At 72.3% G+C, this 26,900-nt stretch carries 28 protein-coding genes and 1 tRNA gene; 22 read left to right on the top strand and 7 right to left on the bottom strand.

Features of this window, described 5'->3' with window-relative positions; all coding sequences use genetic code 11:
* Window positions 1–22 precede the first annotated feature (22 nt).
* A complete protein-coding gene (locus tag ACZ7RU_RS35450) occupies window positions 23–943 on the bottom strand; it encodes a GGDEF domain-containing protein (RefSeq protein WP_470345120.1) in 921 nt (306 codons plus the stop codon).
* A gap of 63 nt (window positions 944–1,006) precedes the next feature.
* Here ACZ7RU_RS35450 and ACZ7RU_RS35445 point away from each other — a divergent pair, with 63 nt between their 5' ends.
* Window positions 1,007–1,597 carry a 5-formyltetrahydrofolate cyclo-ligase gene (locus ACZ7RU_RS35445; protein ID WP_470345119.1) on the top strand — a complete coding sequence of 197 codons (591 nt, stop codon included), beginning with the start codon at window positions 1,007–1,009 and terminating at the stop codon, window positions 1,595–1,597.
* A 77-nt stretch (window positions 1,598–1,674) separates the two neighbouring features.
* On the opposite strand, the gene ACZ7RU_RS35440 is transcribed toward ACZ7RU_RS35445, so the two are convergent.
* A complete protein-coding gene (locus tag ACZ7RU_RS35440) occupies window positions 1,675–4,392 on the bottom strand; it encodes a penicillin acylase family protein (protein WP_470345118.1) in 2,718 nt (905 codons plus the stop codon).
* A 239-nt stretch (window positions 4,393–4,631) separates the two neighbouring features.
* Between ACZ7RU_RS35440 and ACZ7RU_RS35435 the strand changes: the two genes are divergently transcribed.
* The 5 genes from ACZ7RU_RS35435 (at window position 4,632) to mscL (ending at window position 9,283) form a co-directional block, all read left to right on the top strand.
* Window positions 4,632–6,116 (top strand): potassium/proton antiporter, encoded by a 1,485-nt coding sequence (locus ACZ7RU_RS35435; protein ID WP_470345117.1) that lies wholly within the window; start codon window positions 4,632–4,634, stop codon window positions 6,114–6,116.
* 339 nt (window positions 6,117–6,455) lie between these two features.
* Window positions 6,456–7,802: an MFS transporter gene (locus tag ACZ7RU_RS35430; protein WP_470345116.1), complete on the top strand. Its 1,347-nt coding sequence runs from the start codon at window positions 6,456–6,458 to the stop codon at window positions 7,800–7,802.
* 126 nt (window positions 7,803–7,928) lie between these two features.
* Window positions 7,929–8,243: an FmdB family zinc ribbon protein gene (locus ACZ7RU_RS35425; RefSeq protein ID WP_470345115.1), complete on the top strand. Its 315-nt coding sequence runs from the start codon at window positions 7,929–7,931 to the stop codon at window positions 8,241–8,243.
* Between the two features lie 299 nt (window positions 8,244–8,542).
* Window positions 8,543–8,833 (top strand): hypothetical protein, encoded by a 291-nt coding sequence (locus ACZ7RU_RS35420; protein WP_470345114.1) that lies wholly within the window; start codon window positions 8,543–8,545, stop codon window positions 8,831–8,833.
* 30 nt (window positions 8,834–8,863) lie between these two features.
* Window positions 8,864–9,283, top strand: a complete 420-nt coding sequence (gene mscL / locus ACZ7RU_RS35415; RefSeq protein ID WP_470345113.1) for a large conductance mechanosensitive channel protein MscL — start codon at window positions 8,864–8,866, stop codon at window positions 9,281–9,283.
* A gap of 39 nt (window positions 9,284–9,322) precedes the next feature.
* On the opposite strand, the gene ACZ7RU_RS35410 is transcribed toward mscL, so the two are convergent.
* Window positions 9,323–9,565 (bottom strand): hypothetical protein, encoded by a 243-nt coding sequence (locus ACZ7RU_RS35410; protein WP_470345112.1) that lies wholly within the window; start codon window positions 9,563–9,565, stop codon window positions 9,323–9,325.
* 125 nt (window positions 9,566–9,690) lie between these two features.
* Window positions 9,691–10,662 carry a sigma-70 family RNA polymerase sigma factor gene (locus ACZ7RU_RS35405; RefSeq protein ID WP_392874095.1) on the bottom strand — a complete coding sequence of 324 codons (972 nt, stop codon included), beginning with the start codon at window positions 10,660–10,662 and terminating at the stop codon, window positions 9,691–9,693.
* A 421-nt stretch (window positions 10,663–11,083) separates the two neighbouring features.
* On the opposite strand from ACZ7RU_RS35405, the gene ACZ7RU_RS35400 reads away from it, so the two are divergent.
* On the top strand, window positions 11,084–11,947 hold the full coding sequence (locus ACZ7RU_RS35400; protein ID WP_470345111.1) for a phosphatase PAP2 family protein: 864 nt from the start codon (window positions 11,084–11,086) through the stop codon (window positions 11,945–11,947).
* Between the two features lie 432 nt (window positions 11,948–12,379).
* On the opposite strand, the gene ACZ7RU_RS35395 is transcribed toward ACZ7RU_RS35400, so the two are convergent.
* Both ACZ7RU_RS35395 and ACZ7RU_RS35390 read right to left on the bottom strand, forming a co-directional pair.
* Window positions 12,380–13,189: a protein phosphatase 2C domain-containing protein gene (locus ACZ7RU_RS35395; RefSeq protein WP_470345110.1), complete on the bottom strand. Its 810-nt coding sequence runs from the start codon at window positions 13,187–13,189 to the stop codon at window positions 12,380–12,382.
* A 3-nt stretch (window positions 13,190–13,192) separates the two neighbouring features.
* The gene (locus ACZ7RU_RS35390; protein ID WP_470345109.1) at window positions 13,193–14,038 is read right to left on the bottom strand and encodes an RNA polymerase sigma factor sigma-70 region 4 domain-containing protein; all 846 of its coding nucleotides are present in this window, start codon (window positions 14,036–14,038) and stop codon (window positions 13,193–13,195) included.
* A 460-nt stretch (window positions 14,039–14,498) separates the two neighbouring features.
* Here ACZ7RU_RS35390 and ACZ7RU_RS35385 point away from each other — a divergent pair, with 460 nt between their 5' ends.
* The 14 genes from ACZ7RU_RS35385 to ACZ7RU_RS35320 all read left to right on the top strand — a co-directional run bounded on the left by ACZ7RU_RS35385 (window position 14,499) and on the right by ACZ7RU_RS35320 (window position 25,021).
* On the top strand, window positions 14,499–14,777 hold the full coding sequence (locus tag ACZ7RU_RS35385; RefSeq protein WP_470345108.1) for a hypothetical protein: 279 nt from the start codon (window positions 14,499–14,501) through the stop codon (window positions 14,775–14,777).
* Window positions 14,774–15,817 (top strand): hypothetical protein, encoded by a 1,044-nt coding sequence (locus ACZ7RU_RS35380; RefSeq protein WP_470345107.1) that lies wholly within the window; start codon window positions 14,774–14,776, stop codon window positions 15,815–15,817. The genes ACZ7RU_RS35385 and ACZ7RU_RS35380 overlap by 4 nt, the downstream gene beginning before the upstream one ends.
* Before the next feature lie 49 nt (window positions 15,818–15,866).
* Window positions 15,867–16,253, top strand: coding sequence for a RapZ C-terminal domain-containing protein (locus ACZ7RU_RS35375; RefSeq protein ID WP_470345106.1), 387 nt, complete (start codon window positions 15,867–15,869; stop codon window positions 16,251–16,253).
* Between the two features lie 12 nt (window positions 16,254–16,265).
* Window positions 16,266–16,694, top strand: a complete 429-nt coding sequence (locus ACZ7RU_RS35370) for a hypothetical protein (RefSeq protein ID WP_470345105.1) — start codon at window positions 16,266–16,268, stop codon at window positions 16,692–16,694.
* A 93-nt stretch (window positions 16,695–16,787) separates the two neighbouring features.
* The gene (gene traA / locus ACZ7RU_RS35365) at window positions 16,788–17,333 is read left to right on the top strand and encodes a plasmid transfer protein TraA (RefSeq protein WP_470345104.1); all 546 of its coding nucleotides are present in this window, start codon (window positions 16,788–16,790) and stop codon (window positions 17,331–17,333) included.
* 13 nt (window positions 17,334–17,346) lie between these two features.
* A complete protein-coding gene (gene traB, locus ACZ7RU_RS35360) occupies window positions 17,347–19,401 on the top strand; it encodes a plasmid transfer protein TraB (RefSeq protein ID WP_470345103.1) in 2,055 nt (684 codons plus the stop codon).
* 149 nt (window positions 19,402–19,550) lie between these two features.
* Window positions 19,551–19,757: a hypothetical protein gene (locus tag ACZ7RU_RS35355; RefSeq protein ID WP_470345102.1), complete on the top strand. Its 207-nt coding sequence runs from the start codon at window positions 19,551–19,553 to the stop codon at window positions 19,755–19,757.
* Complete coding sequence (locus ACZ7RU_RS35350; RefSeq protein ID WP_470345101.1) at window positions 19,754–20,041, top strand: hypothetical protein; 288 nt, start codon at window positions 19,754–19,756, stop codon at window positions 20,039–20,041. The genes ACZ7RU_RS35355 and ACZ7RU_RS35350 overlap by 4 nt, the downstream gene beginning before the upstream one ends.
* A gap of 16 nt (window positions 20,042–20,057) precedes the next feature.
* Window positions 20,058–20,240, top strand: a complete 183-nt coding sequence (locus ACZ7RU_RS35345; protein ID WP_470345100.1) for a hypothetical protein — start codon at window positions 20,058–20,060, stop codon at window positions 20,238–20,240.
* A 24-nt stretch (window positions 20,241–20,264) separates the two neighbouring features.
* Window positions 20,265–20,705 (top strand): NUDIX domain-containing protein, encoded by a 441-nt coding sequence (locus tag ACZ7RU_RS35340; protein ID WP_470345099.1) that lies wholly within the window; start codon window positions 20,265–20,267, stop codon window positions 20,703–20,705.
* A gap of 85 nt (window positions 20,706–20,790) precedes the next feature.
* A complete protein-coding gene (locus ACZ7RU_RS35335; protein ID WP_470345098.1) occupies window positions 20,791–21,648 on the top strand; it encodes a bifunctional DNA primase/polymerase in 858 nt (285 codons plus the stop codon).
* Window positions 21,649–21,650: 2 nt separating this feature from the next.
* The gene (locus ACZ7RU_RS35330) at window positions 21,651–23,126 is read left to right on the top strand and encodes an ATP-binding protein (RefSeq protein WP_470345097.1); all 1,476 of its coding nucleotides are present in this window, start codon (window positions 21,651–21,653) and stop codon (window positions 23,124–23,126) included.
* A 501-nt stretch (window positions 23,127–23,627) separates the two neighbouring features.
* Complete coding sequence (locus tag ACZ7RU_RS35325; protein ID WP_470345141.1) at window positions 23,628–23,855, top strand: excisionase family DNA-binding protein; 228 nt, start codon at window positions 23,628–23,630, stop codon at window positions 23,853–23,855.
* On the top strand, window positions 23,855–25,021 hold the full coding sequence (locus ACZ7RU_RS35320) for a tyrosine-type recombinase/integrase (protein WP_470345096.1): 1,167 nt from the start codon (window positions 23,855–23,857) through the stop codon (window positions 25,019–25,021). The genes ACZ7RU_RS35325 and ACZ7RU_RS35320 overlap by 1 nt, the downstream gene beginning before the upstream one ends.
* A 73-nt stretch (window positions 25,022–25,094) precedes the next feature.
* On the opposite strand, the gene ACZ7RU_RS35315 is transcribed toward ACZ7RU_RS35320, so the two are convergent.
* Window positions 25,095–25,167, bottom strand: a tRNA-Arg gene (locus ACZ7RU_RS35315).
* A gap of 165 nt (window positions 25,168–25,332) precedes the next feature.
* On the opposite strand from ACZ7RU_RS35315, the gene ACZ7RU_RS35310 reads away from it, so the two are divergent.
* Entirely contained in the window at window positions 25,333–26,871 is a 1,539-nt protein-coding gene (locus tag ACZ7RU_RS35310; RefSeq protein WP_470345095.1) for a glycosyltransferase family 39 protein, read from the top strand.
* Window positions 26,872–26,900: the final 29 nt, after the last annotated feature.

The following is a 26,900-nucleotide window of genomic DNA, read 5'->3' as shown; positions in this document are numbered from 1 at the left end:
CCGACCGAGCGCAGGCGGACGGCTAGGACAGCACGTCGCGGTGCCCGGCCGCGGTGGCTGGCGTATGGGTCGCGACCGGCTGGGCGAGGGGGTCCCTGCCGACACAGGCCGACAGACTACCGGTCTTTCCCGAAGGGTCACGATCGGCATCCGCTCCGTGATCGGCCGGGCGGGCGCCCCGTCCGGGGCGGTCGGGGCGGGGCCGATCGGCCTCCCCGGCGGGCTGGGCGGAGAGCCGCCAGCAGTCGCCGCCGGCCGCCCGGGCCTCGGCGAGCGCCGCGTCGGCGGCGCGCAGCAGGACGGCCGCGTGGGTGCCGTCCTCGGGCAGCACGGCGATGCCGGCAGCGGCGGTCAGGCCGTTGCCGGCGGCGGGGCGGGACTCGCGCTGACCGGAGGACCAGTCCAGCAGCAGGTGCCGGCGGACCGACCAGACCAGCCGCTCGGCGACCTGCGCGGCACCCTCGGCGCCGGTGTCCGGCAGCACCACCAGGAACTCCTCGCCGCCGTAGCGGCCGAGGGTGTCGGCCCGGCGGATCTCCATTGCGAGCCGCTGGGCGAGGTCGCGCAGCACCGCTCCGGCCCGGCCCCGGCCGTGCTCGGCGACGACCGCGTCGAAGCCGGTGATGGCCAGCATCAGCACGGCGAGCGGGCGCGGTCCGTCGGCCTGCTCGGTGTGCTCGGCCCGGCGGGCCCGTTCGATCTCCCGGTCCAGGGTGAGCTGGAGGTGGCGGTAGTTCCACACGCCGGTGAGCGGGTCGCAGGAGGCGGTGCGCTCCAGTTCGGCGCAGCGCTCCTCCAGTTCGGCGATCCGCCCGCGCAGCCGCTGCGCCCCGGCGGCGGCCCCGGCCCGCGCCCGCCGTCCGCGCAGTCCGAGGACGGTGGCGCCGGCCAGCGCGGGGAGGCTCAGTGCGGCCAGGGCCTGGACCAGCAGCGGGGTGGTCAATGGGGGGTGCCCCTTCGCGTGTCAGGCTCTGCGCGTCGACGGTGCGCAGGCCAGGAGGATCGGATGAACGAGGATCGGTTGCCCAACGAGAAGAGCGGCCTGAGGACACGGCTGCTGGCGCGACGGCGCGACCTGGCCGCCGAGGAGCGCGCGGCGGCGGCCGACGCGTTGGCCGGCCACGCCGGGGAGCTGGCCGCCGCGGGCGCCACGGTGGCCGCGTACGTCTCGATGGGCGCCGAGCCCGGGACGCGGCCGCTGCTGGACGCGCTGCTGGCACGCGGGGTGCGGGTGCTGCTGCCGGTGCTGCTGCCGGACAACGACCTGGACTGGACCGAGTACGCGGGGCCCGACGCGCTGACCCCGGCCGGGCGCGGGCTGCTGGAGCCGGTCGGCCCGCGGCTCGGGCCGCGGGCGGTGACGGAGGCCTCCGTGGTGCTGCTGCCGGGCCTGGCGGTGGACCGCTCCGGGCTGCGGCTGGGCCGGGGCGGCGGCAGCTACGACCGGGTGCTGGCCCGGCTGGCGCGGGCGGGCGTGCGGCCGGTGCTGGCGGTGCTGCTGTACGAGCACGAGCTGCTGGAACGGGTGCCCGCCGAGCCGCACGACCGGCCGGTGGACCTGGCGGTGCTGCCCTCCGGGGTGCGCAGGCTCGGCTGAGGTGAGGATGGGGGCCAGGACGGCGGCGGCCCCGCTCCCTCGGGGGGAACGGGGCCGCCGGTCGGACCGTACGGGCGTCAGCCGGTGGTGAGCACCAGCCGGTGCTTGGTGGCCTTCTCGACCGCGTCCGGCGAGTAGGCCCAGGTCAGCAGCTTGCCCTTGAGCCAGAGGTCGGTCTGGTCGTTGTAGTTGTCGTGGAAGGCGTGGCCGGAGGCGCCGCCGACGTTGACCCAGCGCGAGGAGTCGAGGTCGTTCAGGTCGACCACCATGCGCATCGACGGGATCCAGTCCACCTGGTAGCCGGCCGCCGCGTTCCAGCCGGCCGCGTCGACCGCCGCCGAGCCGCCGGAGAGCCGGTACGGGCCGCGGTTGAGCAGCCGGTGCACCACGCCGGAGGCGATCGAGGAGTTGTCGGTGCCGAGGGTCTGCTCGCGCAGCTCCAGCTTGTGCAGGCGGCCCCAGCTCCAGGTGGAGACGTCCTTGCTGAGCAGCGAGGTCAGCTCCTGGCGGGCGTTCTTCATCGCCTCCTGGAGCAGGTTGTCCAGGCCCTTCTGCTCCTTGTGCTGGTCGTCGATGTACGTCCACCACGAGCTGTCGGGCTTCTCCAGCTGCTGGCGCACCACCTCGGTCCAGCGGTCGCCGCCGTCCGGCTGGGCCTTGCCCGGCTCGCGGGTGCCGCACTCGGTGACGATCTTGGTGGCGCTGTCCGGCTTGGTGGGGTCGTCCTGCTGGCGGACCAGCAGGCAGTTGTCCTTGGCCCGCAGGTCGGCCGGGAACTTCTGGCCGAACGCCAGGATCAGCAGCTGGCGCCAGACGCCGTTGTAGTAGGCGGCGGCGGCCGAGTCGGCGTCCTGGTGGAAGTTCCAGTCCTTCAGCAGGTCCTGGGCCTCGCGCACGTACGGGTCGCTGATCGGCTGCTTGAGCAGCAGCGGGACCAGCGTCTTGGCCATCACGCTGGTGTTGTCCAGCTGGAGGGTCTGCATGTCGTCCGGCGAGATCTTGCCGTTGTTCCTGAGCAGGCCCTCGATCTGGTCGGTGATCTCCTTGGCGCGGGTGCCGTACTCCCAGTCCTTGGTCAGGCTGTACTTGTAGCCCGGGTCCACCACGGCCTGGTTGGCGGTGACGATGTAGCCGGCCGAGGGGTTGAGGCTCCAGGGCAGCGCGGTGAAGGGGATCGGGTCCTTCCACTGGTACGCGGAGTCCCAGCCCGGCGCGGGGAGGGTGCCGTCGCCCTTGCCGCGGACCGGGATGGTGCCCGGGGCCTGGTAGCCGATGTTCTTGGCGTCGGCGTAGATCAGGTTCTGCGCGGGGACGGTGAAGTCCTTGGCGGCGGCGCGGAACTCGTCCCAGTTCTTCGCCCTGTCCAGCTCGAAGACGGCGTCCATGGTCTTGCCGGGGCTGAGCGCCGTCCACTGCAGGGCGACGCCGTAACCGCTGGTGCCCCGGTCGGGGGCGGACTGGCCGTTGGGGGCGTACTTGCCGACGTTCTGCTGCTCGCTGCTCTGGTCGGAGATCAGCGGGGCGCCGGTCTGGGTGGTGCGGACGGTGATGGTGCGGTCCTCCCCGCCGGCGACCTTGATGGTCTCCTTGCGGAGGTCGAACTTCACGTCCTTGCCGTCGACCTGGTACGTCTCCGGGCCGGTGACCTTCTCCAGGAAGAGGTCGGTGACGTCGGCGCCGAGGTTGGTGAAGCCCCAGGCGATGTCCTTGTTGTGGCCGATCACCACGCCGGGCATGCCCGCGAAGGTGAACCCGGAGACGTCGAACTGGCAGGCCGGGGAGCTGGTCCGGCAGTGCAGGCCCATCTGGTACCAGACCGAGGGCAGGCCGGGGCCGAGGTGCGGGTCGTTGGCCAGCAGCGGCTTGCCGGTGGTGGTGTGCGAGCCCGCGACCACCCAGGAGTTGGAACCGATGCCCTGGCCGGGGCGGCCCAGCAGCTGCGGCATCGAGTCGACCCGGTCGGTCAGGCCCTGAAGCATCGCCTTGGTGGTGGCCGCGCCCTGGGCGGTGGCGGTGCCGGCGGGCGCGCCGGACTGCGGGGAGCCGTCGGCGGGGCGGTAGTTGTCGCCGGTCACGGTGCCGGTCTTCACGATGGTGCCGTTGCGGGCGAACGGGTAGTCCGGGTACAGCTCGGCGATCTTGTCCGGGCCGAAGTCCTGGGCCAGCAGCGAGCGGTCGATCTCCTCCTGGAGGTTCCCGGAGAGGTTCCAGGCCATCGCCTTGAGCCAGGCCACCGAGTCGACCGGGGACCACTGCTCGGGCTGGTAGCCGCTGTTGACGACGCCGAGCAGGCTGTACTCCAGCGAGGCCTTCGCGCCGCCGGGGTGCTCGGCGAGCCAGGCGTTCACGCCGTCCGAGTAGGCCTGGAGGTACTTCTTGGTCTCCGGCGACAGCTTGGTGTCGAACTCCTTCTGCGCCACCTGCCGCCAGCCCATGGTGCGGATGAAGGCGTCGGTGTCGACCTGGCCGTCGCCGAACATCTCGGAGAGCCGGCCCGCGGTGATGTGCCGGCGGACGTCCATCTCCCAGAAACGGTCCTGCGCCTGGACGTAGCCCTGGGCTCGGTACAGGTCCTCGCTGGTGTCGGCGTACAGCTGCGGGATGCCGTTGGCGTCCCGCTTGACGTCGACGGGGGCGCTCAGGCCCGCCACCTTGACACTGCCGTCGACCTCCGGGAAGGAGGCGCGGACCGCGGAGACCCCGCGGTAGCCGCCGTAGCCGGCACCGGCCACCAGCAGCACGACCAGCACGATCACGATCAGACGGGCGCGCCGGAACTTCTTCGAGCGGGGCATCTGGGTCCTTGCGGTCCTGACTTCGGGGCGGGCGGGCGTGTCCAGGGCCTGCGGCCGTGACAGGGCACCACATTAGGCCGAGTCGGCCGGGCACCGTGAACGGGGGACCAAGCTAAAGATATGGCAAAATGTTAGACTGCGTAACGATCCGCAAGGGGAGCATTGACGACTTCTTAACGGGTCACCCCACAGCACCACCAGACACCCCGTCCGCCCCTGCCTGCCCGAGGTGCCCCTGCGTGAACGTCTCCCATCTGAACCAGCTCCTGCTTGAGTCCTCCGTGATCCTGCTGTTCGCGGTGGGCGCCGTCCGCCTCTCCACCCGATCAGGGCTGCCCAGCCTGCTGATCTACCTGGGGATCGGCGTGGCGTTGGGCCAGAACGGGATCGGCATCACCTTCAACAACGCCGAGCTCACCCAGGTGCTCGGCTACGCGGCACTCGTGGTGATCCTCGCCGAGGGCGGCCTCAAGACCAGCTGGCGGGAGATCAAGCCGGTGATGCCGGCCGCGACGGTGCTCGCCACCGTCGGCGTCGGCGTCAGCGTGTTCGCCACCGCGGCCGGCGCCCACTGGCTGGTCGGCCTGGACTGGCGGACCTCACTGCTGCTCGGCGCCATCGTCTCCTCGACCGACGCGGCCGCCGTCTTCTCGGTGCTGCGGATGGTCCCGCTGCCGCACCGGCTCACCGGCCTGCTGGAGGCCGAGTCCGGCTTCAACGACGCGCCCGTGGTCATCCTGGTCGTCGCCTTCGCCACCACCGGGGAACTGGACTCCTGGTACGTCCTGATCGCCACGATCATCGCCGAGCTGGCGATCGGCGCCGCGGTCGGCCTGGCCGTCGGCCGGATCGGCGCGTACGGGCTCAAGCACGTCGCGCTGCCCTCCTCGGGCCTCTACCCGATCGCCGTGATGGCGCTCACCGTGCTCGCGTACGCCGGCGGCGCGCTGCTGCACGGCTCCGGCTTCCTCGCCGTCTACATCAGCGCGGTGATCCTCGGGAACTCCAAGCTGCCGCACGGCCCGGCCGTCCGGGGCTTCGCCGACGGGCTGGCCTGGATCGGGCAGATCGGCATGTTCGTCCTGCTCGGGCTGCTCGTCACGCCCGAGACCATGGGCGACGCGGTGGTGCCCGCGCTGGTGGTGGGCGGGGTGCTGGTGTTCGTGGCCCGACCGCTCTCGGTGATGGCCTCGCTGACCCCGTTCAAGGTGGCGGCCCGCGAGCAGGCGCTGCTGAGCTGGGCCGGGCTGCGCGGGGCGGTGCCCATCGTGCTGGCCACCATCCCGGTGGTGTCGAACACGCACCGGGCCGAGGACGTCTTCAACATCGTCTTCATCCTGGTCGTGGTCTTCACCCTGCTCCAGGGGCCGACCCTGCCGTGGGTGGCCAAGCGGCTGCGGATCGACGAGGGCGACATGGGCCAGGACCTGGGCATCGAGTCCGCCCCGCTGGAGAAGCTGCACGGGCACCTGCTGTCCGTCGCCCTCTCCCCCACCTCGAAGATGTCGGGCGTGGAGATCAGCGAGCTGCGGCTGCCCAAGGGGGCGGCGGTCACCCTGGTCGTGCGCGAGGGGAACTCCTTCGTGCCGGACAAGGCGACGGTGCTGCGCGGCGGGGACGAGCTGCTGGTGGTCACCACCGACGAGGTCGGCGAGGCGGCGGAGCGGCGGCTGCGGGCCGTGGACAGGGGCGGCAAGCTCGCGGGGTGGCTGAACGGGCGGTGACGGGAGCGGTGACGGCGGGCCCTCCGCGGGCGGTGTGCCGGGGAGGGCCGGCGGGCCGGGACGGCCGGCCGGGAGGGCCGGCGGGTCGGGAGGGCTGGCGCCGTCTACGCGCGTAACTGTATGCTGGTTCGACCACGTCGTATAGACACCGCTAGACCACCCCCAGCATCTGCCTGACGCAGAGTTGGCGCGACCGCTCGGCGGCCGCGGTCCGGCCCCCGGCCAGCACGCCGGACCGACCCGGTATCTACCCCGGTCGACGCGCGAGAGGACGACTCTCGGCGCCGTCGGGGCTCCACCATGCCCTGCCGCGCTACCAGGCAGCAGGAAGGACCGACCGTGACGGCGCGCCGAACGGTCGACACCGCCGCGGACCACGCGGCCACCCCCGCAGCTCCGGCCCCCGCCCGCGTCGGGTACGGCGAGCTGCTGCGCACGCCCGGGGCCTGGACGTTCCTGTCCCCCGCCCTCGTCGCGCGACTGCCGTACGCGATGCTCAGCATGGGCATCCTGCTGCTCGTCACGCAGACCCACGGCTCGTACGGCACCGCCGGTACGGTCACCGCGGTCGCCGCCGTCGCCCAGGCCCTGATCGGGCCGCAGACCGGGCGGCTCGCCGACCGTTACGGCCAGGCCGCGGTGCTCGTCCCGACCGTCCTGGTGCACGCGGCCTCGGTCGGCGCGCTGATCGCGCTCGCGCTCGGCCACGCGCCCGCCTGGAGCCTGTTCCTGGCCGCCGTCCCGGCCGGGGCGAGCGTGCCGCAGGTCGGCGCGATGGTCCGGGCCCGCTGGGTGGCCAGGTTCACCGCGGACGGTGCCTCCGAGTCCTCCGCGGCCCGGGTGAGCACCGCCTTCGCCTTCGAGTCCGTGACGGACGAGTTCACCTTCGTGATCGGCCCGATCCTGGCCTCCGGCATCGCCGCCCTCGCCAACCCGGCGACCGCCCTGGTCGCCGAGGCCGCGCTGACCCTCGTCGGCGGCCTGGCCTTCGCCGCCCAGCGGGGCACCGCCCCCGCCCGGATCGTGCCGCAGCCCGGCACCAAGCGGGCCTCGGCGCTCGCCTCCCCGGGCGTCCGACTGCTCGCCGGGACCTTCCTCGGGGTCGGCGCGGTCTTCGGCGGCATGCAGGTCTCGGTGAACGCCTTCGCCGACTCGGTCGGACAGCACGACGCCGGCGGCACCGTGTACGGGATCTTCGCCGGCGGCTCGATGCTGGCCGGCGTGCTGTACGGCGTGATCGCCTGGCGTCGGCCGGTGCAGCAGCGGATGCTGATCAGCTACGCGCTGCTGGTGCTGGGCTGCTCGGTGCTGTGGGCGATGCCGAACCTGGTCGCGCTGACCGTCGCCGGGCTGGTCTGCGGGCTGGCCATCGCGCCGACCCTGATCAGCGGCTACACCCTGGTCGAGACGCTGGTCGCGGACGGCGCCAAGACGGAGGCCTTCACCTGGCTGACCGGCGCCATCGGGCTGGGCCTGGCCGTCGGCTCGATGGCGGCGGGCCAGCTGATCGACGGGCACGGGCCCTCGACCGGGTTCCTGGTTCCGGTGGCCGGAGCCGGGCTGGGGCTGGTCGCGCTGTTCTCGCTGCGGCACCTGCTGGTGGCGCCCGAGGAGGGGGCCGGCGTCGGTGCGCGGACCGCGGAGAGCGGGCGCACGATGCAGCTGGCGGGCGTCACCGAGGGCTGAGCGGACGGTGACCGGCGGGCGTTCCGGGGCCGATCTCACACCGGGGTCGCTGGACTGTTCCAGCGGAATGCCGCATCATTGACCATCGTTAGCACTCATCAGGCGAGAGTGCCAGGAGGAAGACAAGTGCCCACGTACCAGTACCAGTGCACCGAGTGCGGCAACGGCCTGGAGGCGGTGCAGAAGTTCACCGACGAGGCGCTGACCACGTGCCCCGACTGCCAGGGACGGCTCCGCAAGGTCTTCTCGGCCGTGGGTGTCGTGTTCAAGGGCTCCGGCTTCTACCGGACCGACAGCCGCTCCTCCTCCAGCAGCTCGGTGAGCTCCGGATCGTCGTCGACCACCTCGACGTCGTCCGCCGCGTCCACGCCCTCCTCGACGTCGTCGAGCTCGGGCTCCTCGGCCCCGGCCTCGTCCAGCCCGGCTCCGGCCGCGAGCTGACCTCGGCGCCGGGCACCGGCCCGGACGGACCGCAGACCTCGGAAAGGCCCGTCGGCCCCGCTTCCACGCGGGGACGGCGGGCCTTTCCGCGCTCCCGTCCCGGGCGCGGGCTGCCACGTCTTGACTCCTCCTGTCTTCTCAGATGGGTCGGAATCACCCGGACGAGGGAGTGGAGTCATCCCCAGGGCGGGGTTTTCCACAGGCCTGGGGAAAGCGCTTTCCGACGAAGCCGGAAACGCTCATCGTGTGGGCATCCGGTCCGCGAGGGGCCGGTCCGCCGACCGTCCGGAGGTGCGTCGATGACGACCGCGAGCTTCTCCTTCCCCCTGCCACTGCCACTGCCGTTGCCCGCGCCCGCCGTGCCGCCCCGGCAGGAGCTGCCGAGCTTCCCGCCGATCCGGCGCGGGTGCGGCGGCTGGCACCGCTGGCGCAGCGCGGTGCGGCGGCGGGCCGGGGTGCCGGTCCTGGTGCTGCTCGCGGTGGCGGCGGCACTGGCGCTGGGGCCCGCACGGGCCGGGCTGCCGCCGCCCCAGGGCGGCGCACTGGGCCGGACGGGTTGTCAATCCGGGGCTGCGGAAGATCACCCGTAACCGGAGGGCGACTTCGTCGTTCGAGGCGGCATGAAGGGCTTCAAGGAATTCCTGCTGCGTGGAAATGTCGTCGAACTCGCCGTGGCCGTGGTCATCGGCGCGGCTTTCACCAACATCGTCAACGCCTTCGTCAAAGGCGTGATCAATCCGATCGTCGGCGTGTTCGGGACGAAGGACCTCGCGTCCTACAGTTCCTGCCTCAAGGGGCCCTGCGAGGTGAGCCCGACCGGTGAGGTCACGTCCGGAATCCTCATTCTCTGGGGATCGGTGCTCAGCGCCGCACTCCAGTTCCTGATCACCGCGGCGGTCGTCTACTTCGTTCTGATCGTGCCCATGAACAAGCTGGCGGCCCGCCGCAAGTCCGACGTCGAGAAGGCGGCGGAACTCGAGGCCAAGGAGGTCAAGCTGCTGACCGAGATCCGCGACGCGCTGGTCGCGCCGCTGCGCTGACCGGCGGGCGCCACGCCCCCGGTCCCCGCTCCCCGCTCCTCAGTCCCCGTGGTGCGGCGGGCGCTGGCTCAGGTACCAGTCCAGCCCCCGTCCACCGCTCTCCCCCGCTCCGGGGCGTCCCCCGCCCCAGCCCGCGTCGGTGTCGTCCCCGGACTGCTGGTCCAACGGGTCCCGGAAGACCAGTCGGGCCTTGGCGGCCGCGGCCTTCCCGGGCTCCTGCGCCCGGCCCCGGTCCCGCACCTGGCGACGGTCCTCTTCCTGTCCCTGTCCCTGCTCGCTCACGCTGTCCACTCCGTCCGTTCGTCCGTCCCCTCCAGCCTAAGAGCCCTTGGCACGCCTCGGGCCCCGGTGCGGAGCGCTCCGCGCCAGGGCCCGGATGAGGGCTCGGCCAGGGGCCGGCTGGTCCGTCAGGCGGCTTCGAAGCCCGCGTGGTCCGCGATCTTCTTCAGCTCGGCCAGCGCGTGCTTCTCGATCTGCCGGATCCGCTCACGGGTGAGACCGTGCTGCTTGCCCACCTCGGTGAGGGTGCGCTCGCGGCCGTCCTCCATCCCGTAGCGGGAGCGGATGATCGAGGCGGTGCGGTCGTCCAACCGCCCGATCAGGTCGTCCAGTTCCTCACGGCGGAGCATGACCATCACGGCGTCCTCGGGGGACGTGGCCCCGGTGTCCTCGACGAGGTCACCGAACTGGGTCTCGCCCTCGTCGTCGACCGACATGTTGAGGCTGACCGGGTCCCTCGCCCAGTCCAGCACGTCCTTGATCCGGGCCTCGGTGGTGTCCAGCTCAGCCGCGATCTCGGCCGGCTCCGCCTCGCGGCCCAGCTCCTTGGACTTCTCCCGCTGCACCCGCCGGATCCGCCCCAGCTCCTCCACGAGGTGCACGGGCAGCCGGATGGTGCGGGACTGGTCGGCGATGGACCGGGTGATCGCCTGCCGGATCCACCACGTCGCGTACGTGGAGAACTTGAAGCCCTTGGCGTAGTCGAACTTCTCGACCGCGCGCACCAGGCCGGCGTTGCCCTCCTGGATGAGGTCCAGCAGCGGCAGGCCGCTGCGCGGGTAGCGACGGGCGACGGCGACCACGAGCCGGAGGTTGGAGCGGATGAAGACGTCCTTGGCGCGCTCGGCGTCGGCGGCTATCGCCTCCAGCTCCTCGCGCGTGACGCCGTCGGGGAGTCCGCCCTCCTCCAGCAGGTGCTGGGCGTACACGCCGGCCTCGATCCGCAGCGAGAGCTCGACCTCCTCGGCGGCATCGAGCAGGGGCGTCCTGGCGATCTCGTCGAGGTACATGCCGACCAGGTCGCGGTCGGCCTCGAGGTTGGTCGGGCGGGCCGCGCGACTCCGGTCGGCCCTGTCGCGAACGACGGCACGGGTGGCCATGCTTGCTCCCTTTGCTGGTGTTGCCGAGGTCTGCCTGCCTGCCTCGTGAGGGCAAGAAGTGCGGGCCCTGGGGCCTCACACGTAACGATCCAACGAACATAATCCGGACAACATTCCCAAGTCACTCAGATTCTTCCCGGTGATGCAGTATGCTGCCGGTTTTCACCCCGGTTCTGGACACTGGGTGACCGGCCGGACACGTCCCGTGCCATCGGGCGACCGATTCGGGAGCGATTTCTTCACCCGGCCCACACCCGGCCACCGCCTATCCGTTGAACCCGCGAACGGCCGCCGACGTTCCCCGGGCGCGCCGATTCCCCTCGCACCCCGCTCCGGTGCGCGCAGGTCCTCCGCATAAAAGATGCCGAATCGCTATCACTCCGGCTCTTGCTCGGCGCGGGACACTGGGAAGGTGTCAGCCATGCACCTGACCAACAGCACGAAGCTCCTCACTGCGCGTAACCGCAGTCTCCTTCGGGACGCCGCAGTCGCGCTGTGCTGTGCCGCGCTGTTCGGCCTCCTGGCGGCCCTGGTCACCGGCCGCTGGCGCCCACTGGCCGACTTCGACCAGGAGTGGGTCGGCGACCTGCACACCTATGCCCGGGGACACCCGATCTGGACGGCCGCGGTGCAGACGCTCTCGGACATCGGCGGCACCGTCACGATGCGTGCGCTGCTCGGGATCGCGGCCGGGTGGCTCTGGTTGATCGGCGCACGGGTACTGGCCGGCTGGGTGGCCGCCCAGGCCCTGGTCGGCTGGGGCGCCCAGTGGGCGCTGAAACTGGCCTTCGAGCGCCGCCGCCCCTCCTTCACCGACCCGGTCTCGCACGCCGGCGGCCCGGCCTTCCCCTCCGGACACGCCATGGCCTCGGCGATCGCCTGTGCGGTCCTGGTCGGCCTGCTCTGGTACCGGGTCCGCCGACGCGGCCGGACCGCCGCCTGCGTGGTGGCGGCGGCCACGGTGCTGACCATCGGCTGGACCAGGGTCGCGCTCGGAGTGCACTGGCCGAGCGACGTGCTGGGCGGCTGGCTGGCCGCCGGGATCGTGCTGGGCACCGTGACCGCGGTGATCCAGGCCTGGCGCCCCGGCGCGCTGGCCCGGGACGTGCGGCGGGTCAACTGGCGCACCAGGCCCCGGGTGCAGCGGGTCGTCGTGTCGGCCGGGCAGGCCCCGCACACCGCCGCCCCGCTGGACGAGGACGGGCCGCGCGGCCCGCGGGAGGAGCCCCTGGGCGACCGGACGGACCGGCCGCGCCGCCCGGGGCACCCCAGGGCCGCCCGCTGAGGATCCGTCACCCCGTCGCCGCGGTTCCCCGGCTGTCCGACGCGTCCGCCCCGACCTGGAACGGTGCTCCGGCACGGTCCCGTCGAGCCCGGGAGCGCCGTGGCCACGGCCCTTCAGCACGAGGTCCGTTTCATGATCACTCCGCCGTCTCCCCCTCGGGAGGCGCGCCACCCCCGGCGCCGGTCGCACCGGAAATGCCGCAGGCCCCCCTGCCTCGTGCGGGCGGAGGGCCTGTGACCTGCGTGTTCGTTGTGCCCCAGGCAGGATTCGAACCTGCGACACCGGCTTTAGGAGCACAGGTGTCGCTTACATGCCCTGACCTGCAGCGAAGCGGGGCCAGTCCCGCACTCCGGATCCTTACCGTCGCCACCCGCAATTCCCCGTGGTTCCCCGCCCGTCCTGGCACGACTGTGGCACAGGAGGTGCTCCCTGCTATGGCAGCTGACAGAACGCCACCGTTGCGTCGTCACCGGACTTGAAGCGTGGCCACCGGAGCCCCTCCGGGTCCGTGGCCTCGACCTTCCGAACCGCCGAGATGAGCCCGTCAGCCCCAGCCTCCCGGAGCGTCGCGAAGGCGTCGGCCCACGATGCGGCACCGTACTCGGTGACGAGTCGCGAGGTCCCATCGGACAGGACGGCCACCGCCCGAATGTCGGCCAGCGGGACGGCGCCCGTCAGTGCGTGGCGTGCCGCTTCGCCGCTGGAGGCAGCGACCCAGTAGCCGTCCACGGTGTTCCGGGTGAGCCGCTGGGCCTCGACCATCCGACGGACGGCCGCCGTGTGCTCCGGAGTACCAGTCGCGAACTTCTCCGTCTCGGCGCGAAGTTTGGTCACCACGGTGTCCACCCGCAGGTCGGTAACCACCTGGTAGTCGTCGGCCCGCTCGAAGACGATCGGCGAGTCAGCGAGAACGAGGTAGTCGAAGTGGTCGGCGCCGGCCCGCAGGATCGAGACCGTCGCCGACGGCGTACCGGGGTTGCCGAGATCGCATCCGGGGTGGAGCGCGGCGACCTGGTCGAGCGCCTGCGCCAGCCCGTCAGTCAGTGGCCGGCTGGGCTCGGCCAGCGCGGCCATCAGTTGGCCGCCCAACTGCGCGACGTACCACGGAACACCGTGCTGGCATCCGGTGTCGAGGCCGACCGTGCTCAGGCCGTCCAGGACCACGGCGAGCGTGGGCGTGGCCGCCACCCAGTCTTCGTTGGCATTCGTGCCACCGGGCGCGGTGGCGATCGAAACACGCATCTGTCAGCCCTCGTGTCGGTAGATCGGAGTGATCCTGCTGCTCTCCAGAACTTCCAGGGTCTTGGGGTCGTAACGGCAGGAGATGAGCGTGGAGAAGCGCTTCGTCCTCACCTCGCGGTACAGCTCGCCGAGGTGGTTCTCCAGGAAGTGCACAACGCCGTTCGCGCCGATCGCGTGGATGCCCGCGACGTAGAGGAAGGTCCCCTTGCCGTCGAGGCGAGGAAGCCGAGCGAGATAGCCGACGTCCCCGGCCGTGCCGTCCACGTCGAGCGGGGATCGGTACTCGGTCTCGGTGTGCAGGTCCACTAGGTGCCAAGCCGTGTCCTTGCGGAACCGCAGATTGTCGTCTCCTTCGAGCACCTGGGCCACGATCGGGGACAGTCGCGGCCCGCAGATGACGACCAGGTGCTCGCGGTTGAGGTTCACGATGCCGGACGGCGGAATGACCTCGTACTGGGAGTCGAGCTTCAGACCCGTGAACAGCTTCCGCAGGTGCTCGTAGTTGTTCAGGTCTTCCCTGGTCACGACCTCGCTTGGGTTCTCGTCCAGAGACTTCCCCGCCTCGTACTTCCCGCCGAGCGCCACGGTCATCGGGCCGAGCCCGAAGAAGGCCCGCTCCGGCGCGGGGCCGGCCGACGCGAGCTGACCGACGCGCCCACGGCTTACGCCAAGCAGGGCAGCGATCTCGGTCTGCGACATGCCCGACGCCGACGCCTCTTCGATGGCCTCCCGACGAACGCGGGACAGCTCGACTACCCGGCTCTGATAGTCCGCCATCAGCGCAATCGCCGCCTTGGCCCGGTCGATCGGGACGGCCACGTTGGCCACCCGCTCAAGCTCCTCGTGCATCGTGATCCCTTCACTGCCTAGGGGGGCAAAGCAAGAGTACCGCGAGGGGGACTTGACGCGCAGGCAGGCGCTGCCTACCTTGGGTATCAGGAAAGCGCGAAACCCCCCCTAAGCAATCCTGGGAGCGGGCTTCTCGCCTTGCTGACCTGCACAAACAAGCCCGGAGGGGTGGGGTGACATCCCCCTGAAGGCAGCGCTCGTTCCTTGACAACTCCATAGGTCCCGCCAAGAACCCCGCGAAGGGAGGTGTCTGGGGAGAGGCGGTGGCAGACCAGGCGGACGGCCCGTAGCGGGCCCCTGCGGGGGTGAGGGTGCGACTCCCTCCCCGTCCACGTGCAGCACGCCGCGCATCCCGCGCCGGCGGTTGCTTCCTAGGCCCGTAGGTGGGCTGGCGCGCCTTCCTTGGCCGGAGCGCGCCAGCCCCTCACGGGCCTACTCACCTACTGGAAGAGGTAGACCCGTGAAGTCGATTGTTGCAGGCCAGCACGCCGTGGACTCGGAGGAGTTCGCGGAGCTGGCGCTGGGCGTGGACGAGGAACTGTTCACCGGGGTGCTCGGTGAGTCGGCGCTGGAGTACCAGGCCCGCACCGACGTGGCGCTGGCGGTGCTGGCGGACCTGCGCCGGGAGGACCCGGAGCTGGCCACCTACGCCGAGCGGCTGCTGAGCATGGCGCCGGTGCCGCTGCGGCGCCCGGCCGTCATCCGCCGCACCGCCGGCGTCGGGCGGGTGGCGGCGTGAGTGTTCACCGTTCCGGCGGGCGTGTTCACCCGGTTCTCACCGAGGTGCCCACCGAGGCCCAGATCCGCCGTACGTCGCTCGTGATCAGCACCGGAACGTGGGTGCTGACGGGGGCGGTGGTCGCGGTGAGCATGTCCACCGCCGCCCCGTTCATCGATGCCCATTCACCCGGCTACGGCACCGGCCCCGTAATGGCGGTCGCCGGAGACGGGTGCTTCATCCTGAGCCTCCAGGCGGACAGCGTCCTCTCCCGCTTCGGCGTGAAGCCCGGACGCTGGCCGGCCCTCTTTAGGTGGGTCACCGGACTGGCGACCGTGTGGCTCAACATCGGAGCCGCCGCGCTGGAAAATGACCTGGTCGGCGTGGTGATCCACCTGATCCCGCCGCTTCTGCTGCTGCTCGTCGCCGAGGCCGGACCGGCCTACCGCCGGGCCCTTGCCCGACTCGCGCGTCGGCCGCAACCGCCGCTCCGCACCCGCCCCGCGACCATCCCGAAGGCCGCCCAACAGGTGGTGAACACCTCGCTGTTCACCCTCCCGCAGGCACCGTTCACCCCCGGCCCGCAGCCCGCCCCGATTCCGCCGGCCGCCCCCGGAATCGAGGCCCGGGGTTCGCTCCCGGCAGGTCCGGTGGAGATGGTGAACATCGAGCCCCTTCACCCGGTGCTCACCCCCGTTCACCCCGCCCCGGCCGACACCGCCGAGGCCTTCACCGCTCCGGCCCCGGACACCTCCGACAGCGTGATCGACGGCCCGGCGTACCCGGTCGATTCGGTCCCGGTGAACACCCCGGAGCCCGAGGCGTTCACCGCCGAGGACGAGGTAAACACCCCTGCCGATGAGGTGAACACCGGCACGCAGGAGCCCGCCCGGCTGGACGGGGCCGAGGCCGCCCGCGTGATCGAGCAGTGCTGGCGCGACGGTGTCACCCAGCGCGAGGCCGCCCGCCGCTCCACCCGCTCCCCGGCCTACGTCAGCGTCGTATACAAGCGGCTCGGCGAGCAGGACGGCGGCGCGGGCAGTACGGCCTTCGCGGCCTGAGCCCATCCCCTGACCTGCTCCGCTGATCCTCAACAAGGAGACCACTGTCATGTCCGTGACGGAAATCCGGGTGGTCAGCTTCGGCTACCTGCACGGCGCCCCGCCCGAGGCCCACCTGATCCTCGACCTGCGCCGCCACTTCCGCGACCCGCACGTCAACCCGGCCCTGCGTCACCAGACCGCGCACGACCTGCCGGTGCGCCGGGCGGTGCTCGCCACCCCGGGCATCCGGGAGCTGATCGCCGGTGCCGCGCTGCTGGCCGACTCGTTCGACGCCGGGCCGTCCGAGGCGCCGCTGACCATCGCGGTCGGCTGCGCGGGCGGTCGGCACCGGGCCGCCACCGTCGCCATGACCCTCGCCACGCGGCTGTCCAAGACCGGCACCCGCGTCCGCCTCACCCACCGCGACCTGGCCAAGCCGGTCGTCGACCGCTGAAACGGAGCCCCCATGACCAGCATCCGAGCCGCCAGGTTCGCCGCCGCCTACGCCCTGCTGCGGTCGGCGGCGGACGTCGCCGACCACTGGGTCCAGAGCGACCACCAGGCAACCACCAAGGGCGGGCCCGGGGCGCAGGGCCATCGGGCATGCGCCGCCCACGTCGCCACCTACACCGCCGTCCAGGCCGCCGCCCTGCTGACCGGCACCCGACTGCTCGGCGTCCGCCTGCGGCCCGGTCCCGTCGCCGCCGCCCTCGCGCTCAGCGCGGTCACCCACTACGTCGCCGACCGGCGCGAGCCCCTGCGCCGCCTGGCAGACGCCACCGGCAAGGGCGCGTTCGTCCGGCTGACCGACCACGGCATCAACGGCGGCTACCTGCTCGACCAGTCGTGGCACCACGCCGCCGAGACCGTGGCCGCCCTGGTCGCCTCCGCCTGACCGGTGCTGACGGTTGCCTGTCCCCTCCCGGCCCTTCGTGGGTCGGGAGGGGGCGGGGAGTCGGGACAGCCCCGGCCCACAGGGAGGCCTGCGATGACCATGAACACCACGACGCCGAACAGCGGTGGGAACAACGCCGGCGGCACCAACAGCGGCATCCGCAACGGGTTCGGCTCCGGGGCGACGTTCGCCCCCGGGCTCAACATCAACATCAACAAGACCTCCGGCGGCTCCGGCGGGGCCGGTGCTCCGCAGATGGGCGCCGCCGCGAACCCCGGCACCGGCGTGGGCCGTACCTCGCCCCTGGCCCTGCCGGAGCCCGCGTTCTACTCCACCACCGACGTCCGCTCCTACTGCGAGGGCCTGCGCGCGTTCGGCGCCTACTCCGCGATCGAGGTGGAGGTGGCCGCCGAGATCCTCAAGGCCGCGCTGGAGCAGGCCCCGGGCGCGCCGGGCGACCACCTCTTCCAGCGCAAGCGCCGGGCCCGCGCCGTGGCCCAGAAGCTCTCCAAGGCCGCCGACGCCCTGACCGACGCGGCCAAGCTGGCCGCCGCTGCCTACGCCGCGTTCGAGCGCGAGTACGCCGAGGTCATGGCCCCCCGCCCGTCCCAGCAGCAGCACCGTCCGTTCCAGTTCTGAGAGGAGCACCACCGTGCCGAAGAAGGACACCGACCCGGAGGTGCAGCACCGGGAGAACTTGGAAGGCGCCAGCACCGGCAAGGGCGTCGCCGCGTGGCTGGCCCACCGTGCCAAGCCCTACACCCCGCCGTGGATCCTGGCCGGCGCGACCGGTGTGGCCGGGAGCATGGCGTGGGTGCCCGCCCACGACTCCGCCGGGTACGCGGTCGGCCTGACCCTCGGCTCGGTCGGCCTCACCGCGGCGACCGCGTGGGCGGGCAAGACCACCTCCCCGCAGCGGCGCCTGCACTCGGCCGTGACCGTCGCCGCCGCGTCCGGCTGGTTCACCGCGACCGCGCTCGGCGGTTGGACCGACTTCACCTTCGGCGCGTTCTGGCTCGGCGGCAGCATCCTCGCCCTGTCCTGGAACGTGCGGCAGGTGCTGCGCCGGAATCCCGACGCGGTCGCGGCGGCGAACGACGCGGACGGCTCGCTGCTGGAGAAGGTGAAGCTCGCCGGAGCGAAGATCAGGAAGAGCGAGGTGGAGCCGAACCGCGTCACCTCCGAACTGGTCCTTCCCGCAGGCGAGATGACCAACGACGACGTCACCCGGGCGCTGCCGAACATCGCCTCCGCCCTCGACGTCGCCCCCACCGCCGTGCGCTACCTGCCCGACCCCGACTCCGCCCGGCGCGGCAACCTGGTCGTGGTGCCCCGGGACATGCTCGCCGAGGTGGTCGAGTGGGAGATGCCGACCAACGTCGGCGGCTCGATCGCCGAGCCGCTGGTCATCGGCCGCTACGACGACGGCTCCCCGCTCCTGCTCTGGCTGCCCGGCGACCCGGAGACCGGTCGCAACGGCACCCACCTGGGGATCTTCGGCATGACCGGCTCCGGCAAGGGCGACGGCGCGCTCAACGTCCTCACCGAGATCATGGGGCGGCGCGACGTCATCGTCTGGCTGTCCGACCCCAAGAGCTTCCAGGACTTCGGCCCGCTGCGGCCCGGCCTGGACTGGGCCGTGGAGGGCGGAGCCGACACCGAGACCATGGTCAGCGCCTTCCAGGCCGTCATCCCCGCCCGGACCCGCTGGCTCGGCGCCCACGGCTACCGCCAGTGGGTGCCCGCCGCCGCCGAGCAGCAGAGCGACCCCGGGCACTCGTGCCAGAAGGGCCGCGCCTGCGGCTGCGAGGGCATGCCGTTCCTGGTCGGCTGGTTCGAGGAAGCCGCCGCCACCATCCGGTTCATGGGCGACGAGGGCTTCACCGAGATCGCCCAGCTCGCCCGCGCCGCCGGTGCCGCCCTGGTCATCAGCCTCCAGCGGCCCAGCCACGACCAGATCAGCACCAGCACCCGCGCCAGCCTGCCCAGCGCGCTCGTGTTCGGCCTGGACGCCCGGGACGAGGGCATGGCCCTGCCCGCCCCGGTCCTGGACGCCGGCGCCCACCCGGGCGCGTGGGCCAACCGCCGTCCCGGCTACTGCTACCTCGTCACCCCCGGCGTCGAAGAGCAGCGCTACAGCTCGCCCGGCCGGACCTTCCGCTTCACCGGCCGGGCCGCCCGCGTCATGGAACAGCTCGCGGCGTGGGCGGTGCGCAACGGCGCCAAGGTCGACCCCGTCACCGCGAAGGCCGCCGCCAGCGTCGCCGGCAAGGCCTACACCGAGCGCCACCACCAGGACACCACCGACCAGGACGGGGACAGCGTGTACGCGGACGGCGACGGCGGCGAGCAGGACGACACCGGCGCCGAGCGGCGGGTGGACCCCGAGGACGAGGGCATCGACCCGCAGGCCGAACTGCCCCCGGTCCCCGAGACGCTGGTTGGCTTCACCTTCGGCGCCGAGTCGAGCGCACCGACCTTCACCCCGGAGGAGGCCCGGGCCGCGATGGACGCCATCGTCGCCGAGTTCGAGCAGAACGGCACGATGGTGATCGGCCCGAAGGACGTCATGGAGCACGCCGCCCGGTTCGGCCGCACCCGCCCGTGGGTGAGCGGGGAGTTCCGCCGCCTGATCGAGGACGGCCGACTGGTGCCCTCCGCGCAGAAGGGCCGCTACCGGATCGTGCCCTCCCCGGCGCTGGTCTGACACCCCTGACACCTGACATCCCCTGACACCCATTCCCCTAGGCAGACGCGGGTGTCAGGGCCGCCTGACAGCGGCCCTGAAACCCGCTGACACCCGCCCCTGACACCCCACGCACCGCCCCAGCACCCGCCCGGAAGGGAGGCACTGCCATGCCCCCGAACACCATCCGCCCGCTCGCCGCGACCCACCTGCGCGAGGCCCTCAAGGCCGCCGCCGACCGCGAGCCCGCCACCGCCCTCGCCGCCCTCATGCACATCGACCCGGACTCCTGGACCGCGATCCAGCAGCGGCTCGCCGTGCTCGGCACCAACCTGCTCGACGTCCTCGCCCACACCACCTCGGGAGGCCCCCGATGAGCACCACCAGCGACCTGATCACCACCGCCGTCCTCATCGGCCCCGGCGCACTCCTCAGCCTCCCGATCGTTGCCTCCCAGCGAGGCGCCACCGCCGACTCCACGGTCGTCCGCCGCGCCCTCGCCCTCTCGGCCGCCGAGCGCGCCGCCCGCACCACCGCCACCGGCGACGCGGCCCCGCCCGACGGCGGCGAGGGCGCCCCCGCCCCGGCCGTCGCCGCCCCGGCGCCCCGCCTCTCCAACGTCCACCAGCTCCCCAGCACGCGCATCTTCCGCGCCGCCTGACCAGAAAGGCCTGCCCGTGTACGACGACGACCCGGACGAGTTCGCCAACGAGGGCATCAAGGACTGGGCCCCGGGCGAATGCGACAACTGCCCCGGCGGCGAGCCGACCCGCGTGCCGTTCGGGCTCATCTACTGCGCCTGCCAGATCGGGCAGGGCGCCGACCCCGAGAACTGCGCCTGCGGCCCCGACCACGACTGACCTAGCCCGGAGACAGAGGACTGCATGACCGAGATCTTCGAGACCCTGCGATACACCGCCGACGTTGTGTGCGTCTGGAACGGCCACGTGCTCCTGATCGAACGGGGCTGGCCGCCGCACAAGGGCCAGCTCGCCCTTCCCGGCGGGCACGTCGACCCCGGCGAGACGTCCCGCAACGCCGCCGCGCGCGAACTGCTGGAGGAGACCGGCATCCGCGTGGCCGCCGAGGAGCTGACGCTGATCGGCATCTACGACGCCCCCGAGCGGGACCCGCGCGGCAGGTACATCAGCGTCGCCTACCGGATCGAGGTGTCCGACGACCCCCGCGCCCGAGCCGGGGACGACGCCACCGCCGTGGCATGGGTGCCGCTGACGGACCTGCCCGACCTCGCCTTCGACCACACCGTGATCGTGACCGACGCCCAGCACCGGCGGCCCCCCAGTCCCCGCCGCACCACGCTCTGATGCCGCCCGGAGCGGCCGGCACTCCCGGCCAGGACCCCGGCCGCTCCGGTTCCCCCGCCCCATCGAGACGAGGAGAACCCCCAGCATGACCCAACCGACCACCATCCGGGGAGAGCACCCGCTGTCCATCGCCCTCTTCCTGGCGACCTTCGGCGTCCCGGTGATGCCGCTGCGAGCCGGGAAGGTGCCGTTCGGCAACTGCCCGCGCTGCACCGGCAACGCGTGCGGCGGCCGGCCGAACATGAAGACCCCCGGCCCCTGCAACTGCCCGCTGCCGTGCCACGGCTGGGCCGCCGCCACCACCGACCCCGCCGTCATCAACTCGCCGGAGTGGGCGCGGGCGTGGCGGGAGGCTGCGGCGGTGGCCTACCACCCCGGCGGCGCCGACGTGACCGTCGTCGACCTCGACGACGCCGACGCCGTCGCGTGGGCGCACGAGACCCTGCCCGCCACCCGGACCGTGCCCACCACCCGGGGCGAGCACTGGCTCTACCGGGGCGCCATGCCCTCCGCCAACGCGGTCCGGCCCGGCGTGGACATCAAGTCCGCCATGGCCTACGCCCGGTGGCTCGGGCCTGGTACCGGCACCATGACGGCCTTGCCGGACACGGTCCGCGCCCTGCTCGTGAAGGAGGCCGTCCCGGTCCGGCCGGCCTCCGTCGCGGTGCCCGCACCGGCCGGTGGGGGGACGTGCCCCCACCGCACCCCGACCTTCTTGGCCCGTGGGATCTTGATGGCCGAGCAGCGCATCACCGAGGCGTGCAGCGCGGTGCACGCCACGGTGTTCGCGACGTTCCTCGCGGTGCTCTCGACGCACGGCCGGTGTGGGTGCCTGACCGAGGCGCACACCGCGCGGCTGTTCGCCGCCGCGCAGGCCAAGGGCGAATCGCCCCGGCACTGCGCCGACGCGTGGGCCAACGCCCTCGTCCGGCTGGGGTTGTGACCGTGGCCGAGGACGAGAAGACCCCGGCGCGGGAGATCATCGCCGACTACGCGCAGGCCCATTTCCGGTACTTCCGCACCGCCGACGGGGCCGTGTATGCGCAGCGCACGGGCCACCCGGTGGCCCGACCGATCCGCTCGCAGGGCACGACCGGCAGCCACCGCCAGGAACTCATGGTCGGCCTGTACCGGGACGGCGTGGGCGTGTTCAACGGAACCGCGATCAAGGAGGCGTTGGACCTGATCGAAGCGCTCGCCCTGTCCGAGGACGTGCAGCCCGTGCACATCCGCGTCGCCCCCGGGTTCGGCGGGGCCACCTGGCTCGACCTGGGCCGCGCGGACGGCCTGTCCGTGCGCATCCACCCCACCGGCTGGGACATCACCGTGCCCGACCCACGTGAGGTGTGCTGGCGGCGCACCCAGCTCACCGGCGAACTCCCGCTCCCGGTGAAGGACACCGACGGCAAGGGCATCGACCTGCTGCTGCGGCTGTGCAACTTCGCCGACGCCAAGGCCGAGTGCCTGGCCATCGCCTGGCTGATCGGCTGCCTCGGCCCCTCCGTGCCCGTGCCCGCGCCGTTCCTCACCGGGCCGCAGGGCGCCGGCAAGTCCACCGGTGGCCGGATGCTCGTGCGGATCATCGAGGGCATGAGCGGTGACCTGCGCCGGGCCCCGAAGGGCGAGGAAGACCTGATCTCGGCGGTCGCGGCCGGCTGGGTCACCGCCCTGGACAACCTGAGCCACATGGGCCCGGATCTCTCCGACGCCATGTGCTGCATCGTCACCGGCGCCGAGTCGGTCAAGAGGGCGCTGTTCACCGACGGGGACGTGCACCGCTCCTCCTACCGGCGGCCGCTGCTGCTGACCGGCATCGACGTTGGCGTCATCCGCCCCGACCTCGCCGAACGCCTCCTCCCACTCCACCTGGAGCGGCCCCGCGTGAGGCGTACCGAGGCGGAGCTGTGGGCCGAGTACGCGGAAGTGCTGCCCATCGTCCTCGGGTCCCTGCTCGACCTCACGGTCAAGGTCCGCGCGGCCGAGGCGGAGACGCCCACCGACCTGCGCATGGCCGACTTCGCCCACCTGTGCGCGCAGCTCGACGCCGCGACCGGCTTCGGGGCGCTGGCCGCCTACCGGGCCAGCCTGGACGACCTGAACGACGACGTCATCGAGGGCGACCTGTTGGCGCAGACCGTCCTCCAGCACGCCGAGACGATCGAGCCCGGCGGCGCCCAGCGCATGACCTCCACCGAGTGGCTGGCGTGCCTGGGCCGCCTCTACAGCGGCGACGAACTGCGGCCCCTGCCCAAGGGCTGGCCGACCACCGGAAAGGTGCTGTCCGACCGTCTCAAGCGCCTCCAGCCCACCCTCGCGGCCCGGGGGGTCCTCATCGACACCGGCCGCACCTTCGAGGGCCGCTACCTCGAAATGGCCCGCCCGGCCCCCGTCCCCCCGCACGAACAGCTCCGGGTCACCTGACCGCGCGGACAAGCAAGAAGAGCACCCGGCTCCGCTCCGCCCGAGCGGGTGCTCTTCTTGCTGTTCGGCGAAGCCGCCCGAAGGACGCGCCGCGAAGCGGCTCCTCATTTCGCTTTGCGGCGAGCGCCAACTACTCCAGACACCCCTCCCTTTTTTCCTAGGTAGGAAGACCCTGCGTCATGTGCGTCATGAGAGCCGAAAGACGGCCCCTGACCTGCACGAAAGACCATGACGCAGAGGACGGCCGCTGCGTCATCCCTGCGTCATGTGCGACATGGCCAGCGTCATTCGTGACGCAGCCCATGACGCACCCATGACGCAGCCCCCAATCCCTGCGTCATGCAAAACCCCAGGTCAAAGCCACCGCATGACGCTGCTGACGCAATGACGCAGAAATCCCCACCTCGGACAACCACACGCCGCAGGACCCCGCATCACCCCACCCCCCGGAAGGCCCGATCCGCACAGGAGGACATCTTGGCCAACCACCGGGCCCCGGCCCTGCCGGAGCAGTTGCTGAGCGTCCGCGAAGTCGCGGAGGTTCTCGGCACCTGGAAGACCAGCGGCGAGCGCTTCCCCCGCCGGCTGATCGAGGAGCGCCGGATCACTTTCGTCAAGATCGGGCGCCACGTCCGCATCCCGGCCTCCGCCGTCGCCGAGTTCATCGCCTCCAACACCGTGCAGCCGATCACCGCCCGCCGCTCCACCACGAACAGGAACGCCGCCTGATGGCCAACAAGAAGAACAGCCGCCGCCGTTTCGGCGCCGTCCGACAGCTCCCCTCCGGCCGCTGGCAGGTCCGCTACCGCGACCCGCTCACGGGCGCGCTGCGGCCCGACGAGAAGACCTACGCCACCAAGACCGACGCCGAGGTCAGGCTGAGCCAGCTCGAAGCCGACATCTCCCGCGAAAAGTGGGTCGACCCGGACGCCGGCAAGGTGAACTTCGGCGAGTACGCCCTCCGCTGGCTCAAGGAACGCAAGCTGGAGGAGACGACCCGGGAGAGGTACGAGACGGCGCTTCGGCTGCACATCCTGCCCACCCTGGGCCCGAAGTTCATCGTGCAGATCACCCCGCAACGGGTGCGAACCTGGCGGACCCATCTGCTGGAGTCCGGCGTCGGTGAGCCGACCGTGGTCAAGGCCTACCAGATGCTCCGGGCCATCATGAACACGGCCCTCGACGATGAGCTGATCAAGCGCAACCCGTGCCGGATCAAGGGCGCAGACACGTACGACGTGCCCGAGCGGCCGGTCCTTTCGGTGGCCGAAGTGTTCGCTGCGGCCGACGCCATCGCGCCCCGGTGGCGTGCGCTGGTCCTGGTCACTGCGTTCACCACGCTGCGGTTCGGTGAGCTGGCCGCCCTCCGTCGACGGGACGTCGACCTGGACGCCCGGCTGCTCCGGGTGCGTCGGAACCAGGCGGAGCTGTACAGCGGGAAGCTGTACGACAAGGCGCCGAAGAGCCGCGCCGGTTTCCGTCCGGTGGCTTTCCCGGCCTCGATCGTGGACGCCCTCCGGCATCACCTGGAGCACTACGCCGGGCAGGGGCCGAACGGCCACATGTTCATCGGACCGCGTGGAGGGCGCCTTCGTCGGAGCAACTTCCGGGACGACTGGAGTGCCGCGAAGGCGAAGGCGAAGATCTCGGCTGATGTGCACTTTCACGATCTGCGTCACACCGGGAACACGCTGGCCTCGCAGAGCGGCGCGAGCACCCGGGAGCTCATGACCCGCATGGGGCACAGCACGGCGCGGGCCGCGTTGATCTACCAGCACATGACCAGCGACCGCGACCGGGCCATCGCCGACCGGATGGGCGAGATGGTCGAAAAGGAGCTGGAGAAGGAGGCCCCGCCGGACGGATCTGGCACGGACGTGGCACAGGACGACTAGCGGCCCGAAACGACGAAGGCCCGGGCCGGAGGGATTGCCCCTCTGGCCTGGGCCTTTTTCGTCTTCTGTGGTGTGCCCCAGGCAGGATTCGAACCTGCGACACCGGCTTTAGGAGAGCCGTGCTCTATCCCCTGAGCTACTGAGGCGCGGCCCGGGTGCTCCCAGGCCGCTCACAGCGTACCGGATCGGGCGTGGGGCACGGGGTGACGGAGGGGGTACGGGCGGCCGACGGGGTGTCAGGGCCGGTCAAGTAGCCTGCCGGGCAGGGTGGGATCCGCCCCGGCACACCGCGCTAAGGAGACGAAGGCCCGATGAGACCTGCTGTGCACCCGGTGGGCCGGTTGTTGGGGCAGGTCTGGGTGTGGCCGGCAGTGGTCATGCTGGCCGTGGGCGGGTACCGGCTGGGGACGCCGGACCTGTGGCGGGACGAGATCGCGACCTGGACGGTGGCCACCCGCTCGCTGGGCGACCTGCTGCGCCTGCTCCAGCACGTCGACGCCAGCAACGGCGCGTACTACCTGCTGATGCACGGCTGGACGGCGGTGTTCGGCGACTCGACGGTCTCGCTGCGAATACCCTCCGTGCTGGCGATGGCCGGGGCAGCGGCGCTGGTGGCGCTCACCGCCCAGCGGCTGTTCGGCGGCCGGGTGGCGGCGGTCAGCGCCGGACTGCTGCTCGCGGTGCCCCCGGAGATCTCCCGCTACGCCCAGGAGGCGCGCTCCTACGCGCTGGTGACCTGTGCGATCGCGGCGGCCTCGTACTTCCTGCTGCGCGCGCTGGAGCAGCCGACCTGGCGGCGCTGGGCGCCGTACTGCGCGGCCATGGCGCTGGCCGGTGCCGGGCACCTGGTCTCCTTCAGCACGGTCGCCGGGCAGGTGGCGCTCCTGGCGCTGCACCTGTGGCGCACCCGTCCGGCGGCGGACCGGCGGCTGCTGTGGCAGTACCCGCTGGCGGTCGCGGTGGCGGTGCTGCCCGGGCTGCCGGTGGTGCTGCTGGGCAGCCGGCAGTCGGACCGGCAGCTGGGCTGGATACCGACCCCCTCCATGCGCGGCCTCGCCTACTTCGGCGAGCGGCTGTTCGGCTCGGAACTCGTCTTCTACGCCTTCGTCCCGCTGGCGCTGCTGGCGCTGGCGCTGCCCGGTCGGCGGATCCAGGCCTGGCAGGCGCTGCTGCTCGCGGAGCTGCCGGTGGTGGGCGTCTGGCTGGTGTCCCGGCTGGGCGACACCTCGTACTTCCTCGGCCGGTACCTGCTGTTCACGGTGCCCGCCTGGGCGGTGCTGGCCGGCGGCGGCGCCGGGGCGGTGTACGGCGCGGTGACGGCCCTGGCCCGGCGACGCGGCCGCCCGGCCCGGGGAGCCGTCGCGACGGCCGGGCTGCTGACCGTCGGGCTGCTCGCGGTACCGGCCGTGGCGGCGCTGCCGGAGCAGCCCGCGGTGCGGTACGTGGGCTCGCACAACGGCTCGGAGGAGCCGTTCAAGGCGGCGGCCCGGGAGATCTCGGCCGGCTACCGCGCCGGGGACGGACTGGCGGCCCCGCTGGGCGACCAGTCCTGGGCGATGGCCTGGCCCGGCGTCAGCTACTACCTGCCCTCGGACGTACGCCCCCATCCGGTCTTCGTCGCGCAGAGCGCCGACGACGCCGAGGAGCTCTCCCCGACCCCCTGCCCGCGGCCGGAGGACTGCCTGGGCGGGGCGTCCCGGGTCTGGCTGGTGGTCCTCGGCGACACCGCGGACCCGCTGGGCACGATGCCGACGGACCAGGCGCAGGTGCTCCGCACCCGGTACGGCGCCCCGGACCGGGTGACGCCGCTCGGCGGGCTCACCCTCGCGCTGCTCGACCGGGACGCCTAGACCTGGCGGAAAAGGAGGAAGGGGAGCCG

It is taken from the genome of Kitasatospora sp. NPDC114501, from assembly GCF_055633695.1.
This window is presented reverse-complemented; position numbering and strand designations above follow the sequence as displayed.